This window comes from Stenotrophomonas sp. C9D9, from assembly GCF_056491205.1.
In genome coordinates this window covers 1,297,040-1,313,056 of sequence record NZ_JBSZIF010000004.1, presented here as the reverse complement: position 1 = coordinate 1,313,056, position 16,017 = coordinate 1,297,040, and the positions used below count along the sequence as shown (strand labels likewise).

Genomic DNA, 16,017 nt, shown 5'->3' with positions numbered 1-16,017 from the left:
CCGATGAGCCTGGCGCGGCGCAGCCGCTTCCTGCTGCCCGCGTTGCTGGCGCTCGGCCCGGCCTGGGCCGCGGCGCCGCCACCGACCCCGTTGCCGCCCGTGTCCGCCGAAGCGCCACGGGTATTGCGCCTGGATACCCAGCGCTCGCGGATCGGCTTCGAGGTGCGCACCCGCTTCGGCCAGCGCATCGAAGGCGTGTTCCCGCACTTCGAGGGGCGTATCGAGATCCTGTCCGATGGCCGCCACCAGGTGCACCTGAAGATGTTCACCCGTTCGGTGGAGATCCCCGGCAAGGCACGCTATACGGGCTGGATGCGTGGCGAGGAGTTCTTCGATGCCGGGCGCCATCCGGTGGTCGAGTTCGACTCGCTGCCATACTGGCCGGAGACCGTGGAACAGGGCGGCGACATCAACGGCCGGCTGACCCTGCGCGGCATCAGCCACCCCGAGTCGCTGCAGGTCGAGAAAGCGGAGTGCGCCCGACCCGGCTATGATTGCGACGTCGTCAGCCGCGGTACCGTGCAGCGAGGCCGGTATGGAATGGACAGCTGGCAGCTTGCCTTGAGTGACCGAGTGACCTTCGTATTGCGTGCGCGCCTGAGCGAGGCGCCGAAACCGTGAACCTCCTGCTGCGTGTACTGGCGCTGGCAACCGTGTTGCTGGGCAGCGGTTGTGCATCGCTCTCGCATGCCGAGCGTGACCGCGCCGAAGCGATCGCCGTGCAGGCGCGCTCGACCGACGTCGACTGCCAGCGTGCCGACCGTTGTGCGCAGGACTCGCCGCTGCGTGCGCTGGCCGGGCGGGCGTTCACCGAATCCACCCCGGAACAGCCGCGCCACTACGCCACCCTGCTCGACGAGGGCGAGGGCGCCCTGGTGGCGCGCCTGAACCTGCTGCGCAGCGCCACCCGCAGCATCGACCTGCAGACCTACATCTTCGACAAGGACGACAGCGCCCGGCTGGTCATCGACGAGCTGCTGGCCGCGTCGCGGCGTGGGGTGAAGGTGCGGGTGCTGATCGACCAGCTCTCGGCGATCTCCGACCTGCAGATCCTCGGCGCGCTGTCCGGGGCGCACCAGAACTTCCAGCTGCGGGTCTACAACCCGACCTTCGGCAAGGCCCGGCTGAACTACTTCGACTATGCCGGCAGCGTGCTGTGCTGCTTCCGCCGCTTCAACCAGCGCATGCACAACAAGCTGCTGGTGATCGACGATGCGATCGGCGTGGTCGGCGGCCGCAACTACCAGGACGACTATTACGACTGGGACCGCGAGTACAACTTCCGCGACCGCGACGTGCTGATCGCCGGCCCGGAGGCGCGGGCGATGGCGGCCAACTTCGATGCCTTCTGGCGCGCCAGGCGCAGCGTGCCGGCCGAGCGCCTGAACGATGTCGGCCGCACCCTGCTGCGCGAGGGCGTGCCGACCCTGCCGCCGGCCAGCTTCCGACGCCCCGAGCGGGTGCAGCGGGTCAGTGCCGAAGCCAACGACATGGACTTCGTCAGCCGTTCCTTCGTCGATACCGCGTTGCCGGTGGCCTCGGTGCGCTATGTCGCCGACCTGCCGCGCAAGCACCGGCGCGAGAAGGCCGATGCGCCGCTGGCCGGCCAGCACGTGACCGAGCCGCAGCTGGATGCGCTGATCGCCGGCGCGCAGAAGGAAGTGATCCTGCAGACGCCGTACCTGGTGCTGTCCAAGCCGGCGCAGAAGCTGTTCCGCGAGCTGCGCAAGCGCCCGCAGCCGCCGCGCGTGGTGGTGTCCAGCAACAGCCTGGCGGCTACCGACAACCCGATCGTGTATGCGCTGTCGTACAAGTACAAGCGGCGCAACATGCGCGAACTGGGCTTCAACATCTTCGAATACAAGCCGTTCCCGCTGGATGCACCGGTCGATTACCGCAACCTGCTGCCCGACCCGATCGCCGCGGCGGAAGGCGACGACGACGGCGGGCGCAATCCGCTGATCGGCGGCAGCGCCGCCGGCAGCAACGCCGGCGACAGCCGCGATCGCGATGAGCCCCCGGCACCCACCGGCAAGCAGGGGCCGGTGAACCATCCGCGCACCGGCAGTGCCTACCAGAACGCGCGCGAGCGCCGCCGCGCGGCCGGCAGCGAGGTCGAGACCCGCCTGCTGCGCACCGAGACCCGTCCCTCGTTCCTGGGCAGCAAGGCGGTCAACAAGCCGTTGCCGGTCACCCGCAAGGGCGCGCGCATGGGCCTGCATGCCAAGTCGCTGGTGGTCGATCGCCGCATCGGCGTGGTCGGTACCCACAACTTCGATCCGCGCAGCGAGAACTACAACACCGAAGGCGCGGTGATCATCGATGACCCGGCCTTCGCCGAGCAGCTGGCCGAGAGCATCCTGCGCGACACCCACCCGCAGAACTCGTGGACGGTGGCGCCGCGGGCCAAGCCGCCGGTGCTGTCCGGGCTCAACTACAGCGTCGGCAAGGCTTCCGAAGCACTGCCGATCCTCGACTTCTGGCCGTGGCGCTATGCCACCGACTACGAGTTCAAGCCCGGTCCGGACTGCCCGCAGCCGCTGCCGCGGCAGGACCCGGGCTTCCACCGCTGCTATGTCGCCGTGGGCGACTTCCCCGAGGTCAATGTCGGCCCGAAGTGGCTGCTGGTACGCATGCTGACCGCATTCGGCGCTGGCCTCGTTCCCATCCTCTGAAGGTGCCCGCATGACCCAGGTGTTCCGCGAAGCCGTTTCCCTCGAGCAGCTCAACACGCTCAGCCGCAACACCGCGATCGAGTCGCTGGGCATCGTCTTCAGCGCGGCCGGTGACGACTGGCTGCAGGCCACCATGCCGGTGGACGAGCGCACCCGCCAGCCCTACGGCATCCTGCATGGCGGCGCCTCGGTGGTGCTGGCCGAGACCCTGGGCAGCAGCGCCGGCAACCTGTGCGTGGATACCGCGAAACAGATCTGCGTGGGCCTGGAAATCAACGCCAACCACGTGCGTGCGGTGCGTTCGGGCACCGTGACCGGCACTGCCCGCGCGCTGCACGTGGGCCGCAGCACCCAGCTGTGGGAGATCCGCATCGAGGACGAGCAGGGCCGGCTGGTATGCATCTCGCGGCTGACCCTGGCGGTGGTGGCGGCCGGCCACGGCTGAGCCTCGGACGGCCGGTGACGGCAGCGGAACCCAGCGTTCCCTGCCGATTGCCCCGGTCGATGGAGGTTATGGCCTAAATCGGCTGGCAGCGATGACGGCCCTCCGGTATCGTGCGCGGATGACTTCCCCCACTCCGGCCCCCCGTGGCGGCGTGGCGCGTGTGTGCCGTTACCTGTACCGCGTACCGCTGCTGTTGGTCCACATCCTCGTGTTCCTGCCGCTCATCCTGATCGGCATGCTTCGGCCGTGGGGCGAACTGCGCGTGGGCGAAGCGACCTTCGGTGCCAAGGTGGTGAACTGGTGGCAGGGCGGGCTGATGTGGATCTTCGGCTTCCGCCTGGTGCAGATCGGCAGGCCGCTGCCCGGTGCCGTGCTGTTCGTCGCCAACCACGTCAGCTGGGTCGACATCTGCATCCTGCACAGCCAGCGCATGATGGGCTTCGTCGCCAAGCGCGAGATCGCCAGCTGGCCGCTGGTCGGGTGGCTGGCCGCGCGTGGCCAGACCATCTTCCACCAGCGCGGCAACACCGAATCACTCGGTGGCGTGATGCAGGTGATGGCCGATCGCCTGCGCGAAGGCAAGGCGGTGGGCGTGTTCCCGGAAGGGCGTACCCGCGGCGGCCATGAAGTCGGCCCGTTCCATGCCCGCATCTTCCAGGCGGCGGTTGAAACCGGCGTGCCGGTGCAGCCGGTGGCCCTGGTGTACGGCGTCAGGGGCGATGCGCAGACCATTGTCGCATTCGGTCCCGGCGAGAGTTTCTTCGCCAATTTCCTGCGCCTGCTCGGTGAGCCGGCGCGGCGTGCAGAAGTGCATTTCCTGGCACCGATCGGTGCGCAGGACCTGGAAGGCCGTCGGCGCATCGCGGAGACTTCGCGCGCGCGCATCGTGGCGGCCATGAGCACCGGGTGAGGGTGCGGTGGCCCTGATCCCGCCACCCGTCCTGGACGCCGGCACGCCGACGCTGCACGCGGCTGACTACCAGCCTCCGCGCTGGCTGCGCAATCCGCACCTGCAGTCGATGCTCAGCTCCAGCCGCATGCGCCTGCAGCGCGGCCTACTGCTGCTGGCCGCGACCGGCGCGATCAGCGAAGAACTGATCCTCGACGGCGGCGATGGCGTGCGCCTGCAGGGCTGGCACAGCCACGTCGAAGGCCGCGAACCCAAGGGCATGGCCCTGCTGCTGCACGGCTGGGAAGGCAGCGCCGAATCCAGCTACATGCGCATGGCGGCCGCGCGCATGCTCGAACAGGGCTTCGACGTGGTGCGGCTGAATTTCCGCGACCACGGCAATACCCATCATCTCAACCCCGGCATCTTCCACTCCAACCTGATCGACGAAGTCGTGCATGCCGCGGGCGATATCGCCCAGCGCTGGCCGCAGTTGCCGCTGGTGGCGGCCGGTTATTCGCTGGGCGGCAACTTCGTGCTGCGCCTGGCCCTGCGCGCGCCAGCGGCCGGCGTGCCGCTGCTGCGCGTGGCCTCGGTATGCCCGGTGCTGGACCCGGCGCTGACCATGGAAAGCATCGAGAACGGCCCGGCGATGTACGACTGGTACTTCCGCCGCAAGTGGGCCGGTTCGCTGCGGCGCAAGCGCGACCTGTTCCCCGAGCTGAGCGACTGCGACGACCGCGTGCTGAAGCTGGACATCCGCGCGCTGACCGCCTGGCTGGTCGAACGCCACACCAGTTTCGGCTCGTTGCAGGCCTATTTCGATGGCTACTCGATTGCCGGCGATCGCCTGTCCACCCTGCAGGTGCCGGCCGACATCCTGATGGCGCAGGACGACCCGGTGATCCCGTACGCGACCTTCAGCGACTGGCAGCTGCCGCGCCAGGCGCACCTGGAAACCGCCTGCTGGGGAGGCCACTGCGGCTTCCTGGAAAACTGGCGCGGTGACGGCTTCTCCGAGCGCTGGGTGGCGCAGCGCCTGCAGCGCGTGCTGCAAGGCTGAACCGGCACGGGCGCGCAGGCCGCTACAATGCGGGTTTGCCCTTGAACCGGACCGCCATGCAAGACCAGATCATCCAAGCGTTGCGCCAGAACGAGGCCGACCAGGCCGTGCAGCTGGCCCAGGCGTGGACCCGTGATGAACCCGGCCAGGCCGAGGCCCACCGCTGGCTGGCGCTTGCGCTGCAGCAGCAGGGCAAGGCCGAGGACGCGATGCAGGCCCTGCAGCAGGCGCTGCAGCTGGCCCCGGACAATGCCCAGCTGCACCTGCAGCACGCCGGCCTGCTGCTGGCCCTGCGCCAGTTCGACGGCGCGGGCGAGGCACTGACGCGCACCACCGGGCTGGACCCGAACGCATTCGCCGCCTACCTGATGCAGGCCCACCTGGCGATCGGCCGCAACGATTTCGATGAAGCGCAGCGCTTGTCCACCCTGGCCTCGCGTGTCGAACCGGACCACCCGGAACTGCTGACCATCGACGGCATGATCGCGCTGCGCCGCGATGATGCCGATCGCGCGCTGACGCTGCTGTCGGCCGCCAACCAGGCCCAGCCCAACGACATTCGCGTGCTCTACGCACTGGGCTTTGCCTACCTGGGCAAGAACATGCTGGCCTTCGCCGAGCAGGCGTTCCGCCGCGTGCTGGAACTGAACCCCACCATTGCCTCGTTGCATGGCCTGGTGGTGCAGCTGGCCATGCGCCAGGGCAACCTGGACGCTGCCGCCGAAGCGATGCAGATCGCGCTGCAGCAGCAGGGCCTGGATACGCCATCGATGCGCCGCCTGGCCGGCGAACTGGCACTGCGCGGCGGCCAGCCGCTGCAGGCGCTGGAGCACCTGCTGCCGCTGCTGGAGTCGCTGCCTGACGACCGCGACGTGCTGCAGCTGCTGCTGATGTCCTGGCAGCGCCTGGGCCGCGAAGACGAGGCCCGCGCCCGCCTGGATGCCGCCCTGGAGCAGCACCCGCAGCTGCACGACCTGTGGCTGGCACGCCTGGCGGTGGAAGAGGTTGGCAGTGCCACCGCCGCCGCCACGGTCGAGCGCTGGATGGACGCGATGCCGGGCCACCTGCCGGCGCTGGAAGCGCGCCTGCGCCTGCACGACATGGTGGGCGAACACGCCCAGGCCGAAGCGATCGCCGAGCGCATCGTCAGCCTCGAACCGGGTCGTGTCAGCGGCGAAACCCGTTTGGTCGAAGGCCTGCTGCAACGCGATCCGGCCGCCGCGGTCGCCCGCGTGCAGGCGCTGATCGACATGGCACCGGAAGGCCACCGCGCCGACCTGCGCACCTGGCTGGGTGAGATCCAGGATCGCGCCGGCCAGCACGAAGATGCGCTGCAGACCTGGCTGGCACTGCAGGCCGACCAGGCCTCGCAGCGCCTGCCGCTGCCGCCGCAGGCCAAGGCGCCGCCGAGCTGGCCGGACAAGGGCGAGATCGACGGTGATGCCACCTCCGCGCCGATCTTCCTGTGGGGCGCGCCGGGTTCGGGCGTGGAGCGCGTGGCGACCGGCCTGGCCGCCGCCAGCCCGGTGCTGCGCAGCGACCGCTATACCTCCAACGCGCCTGACGACGCCTTCCAGAACTACCACACGCTGCAGGACCTAGCCTCCGGCGTGCTGACCCCGGAGCGGCTGGTGCAGCGTTGGCGCGAACAGCTGCCGTCGCGCGGCGTGCAGGACGACGCGGTCATCGACTGGCTGCTGTGGTGGGACAACGCGCTGCTGTGGGCGCTGCGCCCGCAGCTGCCGCAGGGCCGCCTGCTGGTGGTGCTGCGTGATCCGCGCGACATGCTGCTGGACTGGGTGGCCTACGGTGCGGCTGCACCGCTGGCGATGACCTCGCTGGCCGAAGCCAGCGAATGGCTGGCGCGCGCGCTGGCCCAGGTCGCCGCGCTGCACGAGGACGACCTGTACCCGCAGGTGCTGCTGCGCATCGACCAGATCGGCAACGATCCGCAGGCAATGGCCGATCTGCTGGGCCGCCTGTTCGAGCGGCCGATGCCGCCGGCCGCGCAGCTGGGCGCGCCGCGCTTCCCGCCGGGCCACTGGCGCAACTACCGCGACGTGATGAGCGCCGCCTTCGCCAAGCTCACCCCGATCGCGGTGCGCCTGGGTTACCCGGAAGAGTGAGGACACGCCGATGCAACTGAGCAGCCACAGCCTGACCAACGGTGCACCGATCGACCGCGAATTCGCCGCCGGCGATGCCGCGGGCTTCGCACCCGACCGCAATCCGCACCTGGCCTGGAGCGATGTGCCGGAGGGCACCCGTTCGTTCCTGCTGGTGTGCGTCGATCCGGACGTGCCGACCGTGCCGGAAACGGTTGGCCGCACCGACATGAGCGTGCCGCGCGATCAGCCACGCTGTGATTTCGTGCATTGGGTAATGGCCGATATCCCGGCCTCGGTGCACGAGATCGCCGCAGGCAGCTGCAGCGACGGCTTCGTGGTGAAGGGCAAGTCCGCACCGGCCGGCCCGGCAGGCAGCCGCCAGGGCCTGAACGACTTCACCGGCTGGTTTGCCGGCAACCCGGACATGGCCGGCGACTACCTGGGCTACGACGGCCCGTACCCGCCGTTCAACGACGAGCGCGTGCACCGCTACTTCTTCCGTGTGTTCGCGCTGGACGTGGCCTCGCTGCAGCTGCCGGCACGCTTCACCGCCGCCGACGCCTACCGCGCCATGCACGGCCACGTGCTGGCCGAAGCGACGCTGCATGGCACCTACACGTTGAACCCCGCGCTGGGCTGAGGCGGCATAACGGGTCGTGCCGGCCGCTGGCCGGCAACGTCCGTGTGCTGCCTGAGCCAGACGTGGCAGCCGGCCAGCGGCCGGCTCTACCCACCATGAAGAAGGGCGGCCTTTCGGCCGCCCTTTTCATTCGTCCGTACCGGATACCGGCGCGAGCTCCAGCACATCGCCATGTGCGTTGCGCAGCAGCAGGCGGCCACGCCCATCCAGCGCAAGTGTCATCTCTGCGCGCGCATTCACCACCGTCCCGGCGACACGTTCCTGTTCGGCCACCTCGGCCCGGATGCAGGCGGCCGTGGTGATGATGCCGCCCTCAAGAACCAGCCGGTCACCTTGCAGGCGATAGGTGCTGCTGGCCTGGTTGCACAGGTTCAACTGGCTCATGTAACCGGGCTGGAAGCGCAGCGTGTAGGGCGGTCGACCGCGCACGAACAACGCATCGATGCGCCGGCCCTGCGCGTCGGTGGCGCGCTCCAGTTGCCACCGGTGTGCCTCGAGCTGATCGGTGCTGGGTGTGCTGGCAGCGGCCACATCCGCAGACATGGCCAGCAGCGCAGCAACGATGAGGGCGGGGACATGCTTCATGCCGATCTCCCGATGCATGTGGGTAGTGCCGGCCGCTGGCCGGCAACATCCGTGTGTTGGCGGTGCTCCGCAGGGCAGCCGGCCAGCGGCCGGCTCTACCCACCACGAAGAAGGGCGACCTCGCGGCCGCCCTTCTGTGGTTTTACTTCTTCTCGATGGCCGACTCGACCACCATGTCCAGCACGTACGCCTGCGACGGCGCATCGGCCGGCGGGTTCTTCACTTCGTAGCGCTTCACGCGCACCACGTTGCGCACGCCGTCTTCGTGGGTGTAGCCCTCGATGTTGCCGTAGAAGTTCTCGAACTTGCCCGGCTCACCCTGCTTCAGGCCCTTGTCGTCGAACTTCACTTCGCGCACCTGCAGGCACTGGTAGTCCGGGATCAGCGGATGCGAGCACTTCTCGGTCTTGGCGGCCACTTCCAGGAACACGGTTTCGCCGGCGCCGCCGTAGCGGGTTTCAGCGGTCGGTTCCGGGTTGAACACCAGCACGTCGCCCTTGGCGTTGGTCAGGGTCAGCTTGCCATCGGCATCCTGCTCGGCCTTCAGCTCGCCCTGCAGGCGGCTCGACACGGCCTCGTCCAGCGCCATCAGCGCCTTGTCGGTGCAGGCCATCAGGGTCGAGGCCATCGCACTGACCGTCAGCTTGCCGTCGGCCAGGGTGTAGCCGCCGCCCATGTGGTTGCAGGCGTTGCTGACCGACAGGCGGCCATCAGCGAAGTCCAGGGTGACCGGCTTGTCTTCGCGGGCGAACAGCGCGTCGATGCGCTTGCCGTCGGCGCCGGTGGCCTGCTGCAGCAGCCAGTGCTGGCTCTGCAGGCGCTGCGCATCCAGGTGCGCCAGCGTCTGCTGGTCTGCTGCCTTGGCCGCGGCCGGGGCCACGTCGTCGCCGCCGTTGCCGGCCGGGGCCGGGGTCTGGCTGCAGGCGGCCATCAGGGCCAGCGGGAGGAGCAGGGTGAGCTTGCGGTTCATGGTGATTCTCCTTGGGGAACCGTGGGGGAAACGGGGTGGGGCCGGCAACGGGGTTACCGTGCCCCGGCGCTGTTCAGCTGCCGGAGGGCAACCACAGCAGCAGCGCCGCGCCCAGCGCGATGCGGTAGATCGCGAAGGCGGTGAACCTGTGCGACTTGATGTAGCCCATCAGCCACTTCACTACGACGAAGCCGGTGATGGCCGCGGCAACGAAGGCCACGCCCACGTCGGTCCAGTTCTCGCTGCCCAGCTGCCCGGCCTTGGCCATTTCCAGGAAGGTGTAGGCGCTGGCGGCGAACATGGTGGGAATGCCGACCAGGAACACGAACTCGGCGGCGGCGGCGCGGCGGCTCAGGCCCAGCAGCATGGCCAGGAAGATCGCCGAGGCCGAGCGCGAAGTGCCGGGGAATACGCCGGCCACCACCTGCGCCAGGCCCACGCCGATCGCCACCGTCCAGGTCACCTGGTCGCGGTCGGGCAGGCGCGCGGTGTAGGCCTCCACCAGCAGCATCCAGACGCCACCGATGATCAGCGCCCAGGCCACCGGGCTGACCGTCTCCGGCAGCGACCAGCCGGCCTTGCGCACCACCAGGCCCACCACCGCAGTGACCAGGAAGGCGGCGCCCAGCTTGAACACGTACTCGCGGTTCTCGCGCTGGTTGAAGCCGGTGGCCAGCTGCAGCAGGCGCTGGCGGAACACCAGCACCACGGCCACGATCGCGCCGGCCTGGATGACGATGTTGAAGAAGTCCGAGCGGGCCCCCAGCCAGTGCTGGGCGATGAGCAGGTGGCCGGTGCTGGAGATCGGCAGGAATTCGGTGAGGCCTTCGAGGATGCCCAGCAGCAGGGCGGAGAGCAGGTCGGACATGGACGGTGCGTGCACGCGCGGCGGAAGGAAGAAGGTCGAGAGGATAGACGATCCCTGCTGCACCAAACGGGTGCGTCTGGTGACGGGCGCACCCGTTTGGTGCGCACGGTTCCGCACCGCCACGGGGCGCCCTTTTTGAAATCAATGACTTGCGGCCAGCGAAAAGTTGGCACGGTCGTTGCTGTACCTCAGCAGGCATTCATCCCCATCCGAGGTCGTACCGATGTCCGTGGAAAACGTAGAAAAGCTGATCAAGGACAACCAGATCGAGTTCGTCGACCTGCGCTTCGTCGACATGCGTGGCGTCGAGCAGCACGTGACCTTCCCGGTCAGCATCGTTGAGCCGTCGCTGTTCGAAGAAGGCAAGATGTTCGATGGCAGCTCGATCGCCGGCTGGAAGGGCATCGCCGAATCGGACATGGTGCTGCTGCCGGATACCGCCAGTGCCTACGTCGACCCGTTCTACGCCGATCCGACCATCGTGATCAGCTGTGACATCCTCGACCCGGCCACCATGCAGCCGTATGGCCGCTGCCCGCGCGGCATCGCCAAGCGCGCCGAGGCCTACCTGAAGTCCTCCGGCATCGCCGAAACCGCGTTCTTCGGCCCGGAGCCGGAATTCTTCATCTTCGACTCGGTCCGCTTCGCCAATGAAATGGGCCACACCTTCTTCCAGGTCGACTCGGAAGAAGCGGCGTGGAACAGCGGCGCCAAGTACGACGGCGCCAACAGCGGCTACCGCCCGGGCGTGAAGGGCGGCTACTTCCCCGTTCCGCCGACCGACACCCTGCACGACCTGCGCGCCGAGATGTGCAAGACCCTGGAACAGGTCGGCATCGAAGTGGAAGTGCAGCACCACGAAGTGGCCACCGCCGGCCAGTGCGAGATCGGCACCAAGTTCAGCACCCTGGTGCAGAAGGCCGACGAACTGCTGCGCATGAAGTACGTGATCAAGAACGTCGCGCACCGCAACGGCAAGACCGTCACCTTCATGCCCAAGCCGATCGTCGGCGACAACGGCAGCGGCATGCACGTGCACCAGTCGCTGTCCAAGGGCGGCACCAACCTGTTCTCCGGTGACGGCTACGGTGGCCTGAGCCAGCTGGCGCTGTGGTACATCGGCGGCATCTTCAAGCATGCCAAGGCCATCAACGCCTTCGCCAACTCGGGCACCAACAGCTACAAGCGCCTGGTGCCGGGCTACGAAGCACCGGTGATGCTGGCCTACTCGGCCCGCAACCGTTCGGCGTCGTGCCGCATTCCGTGGGTCTCCAACCCGAAGGCGCGCCGCATCGAAATGCGCTTCCCGGACCCGATCCAGTCCGGCTACCTCACCTTCACCGCGCTGATGATGGCCGGCCTGGACGGCATCAAGAACCAGATCGACCCGGGCGCACCGAGCGACAAGGACCTGTACGACCTGCCGCCGGAAGAAGAGAAGCTGATCCCGCAGGTCTGCTCTTCGCTGGACCAGGCGCTGGAAGCGCTGGACAAGGACCGCGAGTTCCTGAAGGCCGGCGGCGTGATGAGCGATGACTTCATCGACGGCTACATCGCGCTGAAGATGCAGGAAGTGACCAAGTTCCGCGCGGCCACCCACCCGCTGGAATACCAGCTGTACTACGCCAGCTGACCGGGCGCGATGGCGGTGGGCATCCCCCTCCCACCCGCCGCCATCGCACCCGTTTTCGCGGCTGGGGAGCCGCGGTCAGATCGGGGTCGGATCCCGTTCGTTTACGAATGGGCTCTGACCCCTGATCCAGGGGCAAGAGAGAGACCGGATACGCGACCAGGGCTGCCCTCCCTCCCGCGTCGGTCGTGCAAGGAGAGAGGCACGGCCGTCCCGGCCCTGTACGTGTCCGGTGCAACAGCCACGGCCATCACCCTGATGGCCGCTGGTTGCCTGATGCCAACGCGCGCTGGCGCGCTGGCCCCATCCACCCTCGGGACATGCGCATGAAACTGATCTCCGCCATCATCCGGCCGTTCAAGCTCGACGAGGTCCGCGAGGCCCTGTCCGACGCGGGCGTGTCGGGCATCACCGTGACCGAAGTGAAAGGCTTCGGTCGTCAGAAGGGCCACACCGAGCTGTATCGCGGCGCCGAGTACGTCGTCGATTTCCTGCCCAAGATCAAGATCGAAACCGTGGTCACCGACGAGCGTGCCGACGCGGTGATCGAAGCGATCCAGTCGTCGGCAGGCACCGGCAAGATCGGTGACGGCAAGATCTTCGTCACTGCCGTCGAACAGGTCATCCGCATCCGCACCGGCGAAATCGGTGCCGACGCGCTGTAACCCCCTTCCGGAGACTCCCCCATGAAGATGCGCCTTCTCACCGGGTGGCAAGCCCGGTTCCATCTGGTGTGCCTGTTGATGCTGCTCAGCGCGCTGGCGGCCGGTGCCTGGCCGGGCAGTGCCCATGCCCAGGTGCAGGTGTCGCCGTTGCCGAGCGAGAGCGTGGCAGTTGAACCGCTGCAGGATCCGGTTGCCGCAGCGGCTGCACCGGCCGTGGCCGAAGCGGCGGCCGCCTATGACCGCGGCGACGTCGCGTGGATGCTCACCTCCACCCTGCTGGTGCTGTTGATGGTGGTGCCGGGGCTGGCGTTGTTCTACGGCGGCCTTGTGCGTTCGAAGAACGTGCTGTCGGTGCTCAGCCAGATCCTGGTGGTGTTCTCGCTGGTCCTGCTGCTGTGGGTGTCCTATGGCTACAGCGCGGTGTTCAGCGTGGGCAACCCGTTCTTCGGCTCGTTCACCGAATTCGCCTTCCTCAAGGGCTTCACGCCCGACTCGGTTGGCAACACGCCGATCAAGGGCCTGCCGGATTACCTGTTCGTCGCCTTCCAGTCGACCTTCGCCGGCATCACCACCGCGCTGATCGTCGGTGCTTTCGCCGAGCGCATCAAGTTCCGTGCGGTGCTGCTGTTCTCGGCGCTGTGGTTCACCCTCAGCTACATCCCGATGGCGCACATCGTCTGGGGCGGCGGCTATCTGGGTGAGATGGGCGCGATCGATTTCGCCGGTGGCACCGTGGTCCACATCAACGCAGGTGTGGCTGGCCTGGTGGCCGCATGGTTCGTCGGCAAGCGCCTGGGCTATGGCCAGACCGCGCTGAAGCCGCACAACGTGCCGTTCACCTATATCGGCGCGATGCTGCTGTGGGTGGGCTGGTTCGGCTTCAACGCGGGCTCCGCCGCCGCTGCCGATACCGTGGCGTCACTGGCCTTCCTCAACACCGTGCTGGCCACCGCCGCCGCCGTGCTCGGTTGGACCCTGGTGGAAGCAATCAGCAAGGGCAAGCCGTCGGCACTGGGTGCCGCTTCGGGCGCGGTGGCCGGCCTGGTCGGCATCACCCCGGCCTGCGGCACCGTCGGCCCGCTCGGCGCGATCATCATCGGCTTCGTCGCCGGCGTGGTCTGCGTGTGGGGCGTGACCGGTTTGAAGCGCCTGCTGAAGGTGGACGACACCGCCGACGTATTCGGTGTGCATGGTGTCGGCGGCATCGTCGGCGCGATTCTTACCGGTGTGTTCAGCGCACAGTCGCTGGGCGGTACCAAGCCCGATCTGGATATCGCCCATCAGGTCTGGGTGCAGGTGGTCAGCGTCGGCCTGACCGTGGTCTGGTCGGCGGTGGTGACCACGCTGATCCTGCTGGTGGTGCGCAGCGTGGTCGGCCTGCGCGTCACCGAGGAAGCCGAACGCACGGGTCTGGATGTGACTTCGCATGGCGAGTCCGCCTACGAGGCCTGATCGGTTTCACGGTTTCGGTGGACGCCCCGTCACTACTGCGCCGCAGTCAGTGGCGGGCGTCCATCACCGGCAGCCTTAGTGCGGCCGGTGTCTGCTGGTACGCGGGCAGATCCGGCACAGATTCCAAGCATCGCCGGCTCGCGAAAGACGCTCCGTCGGACATCACACTTTGCCGGGAAAGCCCCGCTCCGCTTGGCTCGCCGGCCCTGTTGCCTGCGATGCGATTCCCCTAAAGTGCTGCCTCTTCCAGCCGACTATTCGTCGGACTGGCAGCTATCCGCAGGGAACAGAGCATCGTGAAACAGGGACGTAGTGTGCGCAGCCGCGCGTTGCAGTGGCGGTTGTCCGTGGGCGTGGCACTGGCCATCGTTGGCATCCCGGCACCTGTCCTGGCGCAGGTAGTGTCACCGGAGCAGGAGCTGCTCCGGCAGCAGGAGCGCGAGCGCGCGCTGCGGGAACAACAGGAATCCGCGCCGGATGTCCGGCTGCAGCCGGCCACCGAAGGTCTCGGCCATCTGCCGGCGGACGAGTCGCCCTGCTTCACCATCAACCGCATCGCGCTGCAGGGTGATCTGGCCGAACGCTTCCGCTGGGCACTGGCGGCGGCCGATCCGCGCAGCGACCCCGCCACCGGGCGCTGCCTGGGCACCGCCGGCGTGGACATCGTGATGAAGCGCGTGCAGAACGCAATCATCGAGCGTGGCTACGTCACCACCCGCATTCTCGCTGCGCCGCAGGACCTGAAGTCCGGCGTGCTGACGCTCACGGTCGTGCCAGGGCGCGTCAATGCCATCCGCTTCGCCGATGGCGAAGGCCGTACGCCCGCGCTCTGGAACGCGGTGCGGGTCGCGCGCGGCGAAGTACTGAACCTGCGTGACATCGAGCAGGCGCTGGAAAACCTGCAGCGTGTGCCGACCGCTTCGGTGGACATCCAGATCGCCCCCCCGGCCGAGGGCGCGGCTGCCAAACCGGGCGAGAGCGACCTGGTGATCAGCTGGCAGCAGGCGCATCTGGTACGGGTCAACCTGACCCTGGACGATGCCGGCAGCCAGTCCACGGGCAAGATGCAGGCCGGTACCACGGTGTCGGTGGACAACGCGGCCGGTCTCAGCGATCTGTTCTACATCAACGTGGGCAAATCGGTGTTCAACGGCAGCGAGCGTGGCACCGACAGCTGGGCGGTGCATTACAGCGTGCCGCTGGGCGGATGGCTGCTGGGCGCCAACGCCAGCAACTTCGACTATGAGCAGACCGTTGCCGGCGCGTTCGAGAACTACGTCTACAGTGGCTCCAGCCGCAACGCCGAGCTGCGCCTGACACGCATGCTGTTCCGCAACGCGCGTGCCAAGACCAGCATGTATGCGCGCGGCTGGTATCGCGAATCGGACAACTTCATCAACGATACCGAGATCGAAGTGCAGCGCCGCCGCATGGCGGGCTGGGAACTGGGCCTCGGCCACCGTCATTTCATCGGCAAGGCGACGCTGGATGTGAATCTGGCATACCGCCAGGGCACCGGCGCCTTCAACGCGCTGCGTGCGCCGGAAGAGGCGTTTGGCGAAGGTACGGCGCATGGCCGCATCTACACCGCCGATGCGCAGCTGGTGCTGCCGATGCAATGGGGCCGCCAGAGCCTGCGCTATACCGGCAGCTGGCGAGCGCAATGGAACCGCTCGCCGCTGGTGCCGCAGGATCGATTCTCGATTGGTGGCCGCTACACGGTGCGTGGCTTCGATGGCGAAATGTCGCTGACCGGCGAGCGCGGCTGGTTGCTGCGCAATGAACTCGGCGTGCCCCTGGGCGGTGGCGTGGAGGCCTATGTCGTCGTCGATCACGGGCGTGTCGGTGGACCTTCCATGGCGCGATTGGCGGGCGACCGGCTCACCGGCACCGCACTCGGGCTTCGCGGCGGCAGCCGCCACATCAACTGGGAAGCGTTCGTCGGCAGCCCCCTGTCCAAGCCACGCGGCTTCCAGACTGCCTACACCACGTTCGGAATGAACATGGGCGTCTCGTTCTGACGCCTG

At 68.0% G+C, this 16,017-nt stretch carries 14 protein-coding genes; 11 read left to right on the top strand and 3 right to left on the bottom strand.

From position 1 onward, the window contains the following. Positions 1–3: 3 nt before the first annotated feature. The 7 genes from ACXI0D_RS11485 to ACXI0D_RS11455 all read left to right on the top strand — a co-directional run bounded on the left by ACXI0D_RS11485 (position 4) and on the right by ACXI0D_RS11455 (position 7,820). Positions 4–621 carry a YceI family protein gene (locus ACXI0D_RS11485; RefSeq protein WP_049444423.1) on the top strand — a complete coding sequence of 206 codons (618 nt, stop codon included), beginning with the start codon at positions 4–6 and terminating at the stop codon, positions 619–621. After that, on the top strand, positions 618–2,675 hold the full coding sequence (locus tag ACXI0D_RS11480) for a phospholipase D family protein (protein ID WP_049444424.1): 2,058 nt from the start codon (positions 618–620) through the stop codon (positions 2,673–2,675). Before ACXI0D_RS11485 ends, ACXI0D_RS11480 begins: the two co-directional genes overlap by 4 nt. Before the next feature lie 10 nt (positions 2,676–2,685). Then, complete coding sequence (locus ACXI0D_RS11475) at positions 2,686–3,120, top strand: hotdog fold thioesterase (protein WP_075675718.1); 435 nt, start codon at positions 2,686–2,688, stop codon at positions 3,118–3,120. A gap of 118 nt (positions 3,121–3,238) precedes the next feature. Further along, positions 3,239–4,030, top strand: a complete 792-nt coding sequence (locus ACXI0D_RS11470) for a lysophospholipid acyltransferase family protein (RefSeq protein WP_101764669.1) — start codon at positions 3,239–3,241, stop codon at positions 4,028–4,030. A 52-nt stretch (positions 4,031–4,082) separates the two neighbouring features. Then, positions 4,083–5,072 carry a YheT family hydrolase gene (locus tag ACXI0D_RS11465; RefSeq protein WP_042359058.1) on the top strand — a complete coding sequence of 330 codons (990 nt, stop codon included), beginning with the start codon at positions 4,083–4,085 and terminating at the stop codon, positions 5,070–5,072. Between the two features lie 56 nt (positions 5,073–5,128). Then, positions 5,129–7,198, top strand: a complete 2,070-nt coding sequence (locus ACXI0D_RS11460) for a tetratricopeptide repeat protein (RefSeq protein ID WP_049444430.1) — start codon at positions 5,129–5,131, stop codon at positions 7,196–7,198. Between the two features lie 10 nt (positions 7,199–7,208). Then, a complete protein-coding gene (locus ACXI0D_RS11455; RefSeq protein WP_101764671.1) occupies positions 7,209–7,820 on the top strand; it encodes a YbhB/YbcL family Raf kinase inhibitor-like protein in 612 nt (203 codons plus the stop codon). A 126-nt stretch (positions 7,821–7,946) separates the two neighbouring features. On the opposite strand, the gene ACXI0D_RS11450 is transcribed toward ACXI0D_RS11455, so the two are convergent. The 3 genes from ACXI0D_RS11450 to ACXI0D_RS11440 form a co-directional block, all read right to left on the bottom strand. Continuing rightward, the gene (locus ACXI0D_RS11450; protein WP_479642588.1) at positions 7,947–8,423 is read right to left on the bottom strand and encodes an META domain-containing protein; all 477 of its coding nucleotides are present in this window, start codon (positions 8,421–8,423) and stop codon (positions 7,947–7,949) included. Between the two features lie 124 nt (positions 8,424–8,547). Next, positions 8,548–9,375 (bottom strand): DUF4377 domain-containing protein, encoded by an 828-nt coding sequence (locus ACXI0D_RS11445; RefSeq protein ID WP_432593279.1) that lies wholly within the window; start codon positions 9,373–9,375, stop codon positions 8,548–8,550. Between the two features lie 73 nt (positions 9,376–9,448). After that, the gene (locus tag ACXI0D_RS11440; RefSeq protein ID WP_049444436.1) at positions 9,449–10,243 is read right to left on the bottom strand and encodes an undecaprenyl-diphosphate phosphatase; all 795 of its coding nucleotides are present in this window, start codon (positions 10,241–10,243) and stop codon (positions 9,449–9,451) included. 223 nt (positions 10,244–10,466) lie between these two features. Here ACXI0D_RS11440 and glnA point away from each other — a divergent pair, with 223 nt between their 5' ends. The 4 genes from glnA to ACXI0D_RS11420 all read left to right on the top strand — a co-directional run bounded on the left by glnA (position 10,467) and on the right by ACXI0D_RS11420 (position 16,011). Continuing rightward, entirely contained in the window at positions 10,467–11,876 is a 1,410-nt protein-coding gene (gene glnA, locus ACXI0D_RS11435; RefSeq protein ID WP_004153533.1) for a type I glutamate--ammonia ligase, read from the top strand. Between the two features lie 323 nt (positions 11,877–12,199). Continuing rightward, complete coding sequence (locus ACXI0D_RS11430; protein ID WP_004134334.1) at positions 12,200–12,538, top strand: P-II family nitrogen regulator; 339 nt, start codon at positions 12,200–12,202, stop codon at positions 12,536–12,538. A gap of 21 nt (positions 12,539–12,559) precedes the next feature. Then, the gene (locus tag ACXI0D_RS11425; protein WP_101764672.1) at positions 12,560–13,990 is read left to right on the top strand and encodes an ammonium transporter; all 1,431 of its coding nucleotides are present in this window, start codon (positions 12,560–12,562) and stop codon (positions 13,988–13,990) included. Positions 13,991–14,286: 296 nt separating this feature from the next. After that, complete coding sequence (locus ACXI0D_RS11420) at positions 14,287–16,011, top strand: ShlB/FhaC/HecB family hemolysin secretion/activation protein (RefSeq protein WP_479642587.1); 1,725 nt, start codon at positions 14,287–14,289, stop codon at positions 16,009–16,011. Positions 16,012–16,017 lie beyond the last annotated feature (6 nt).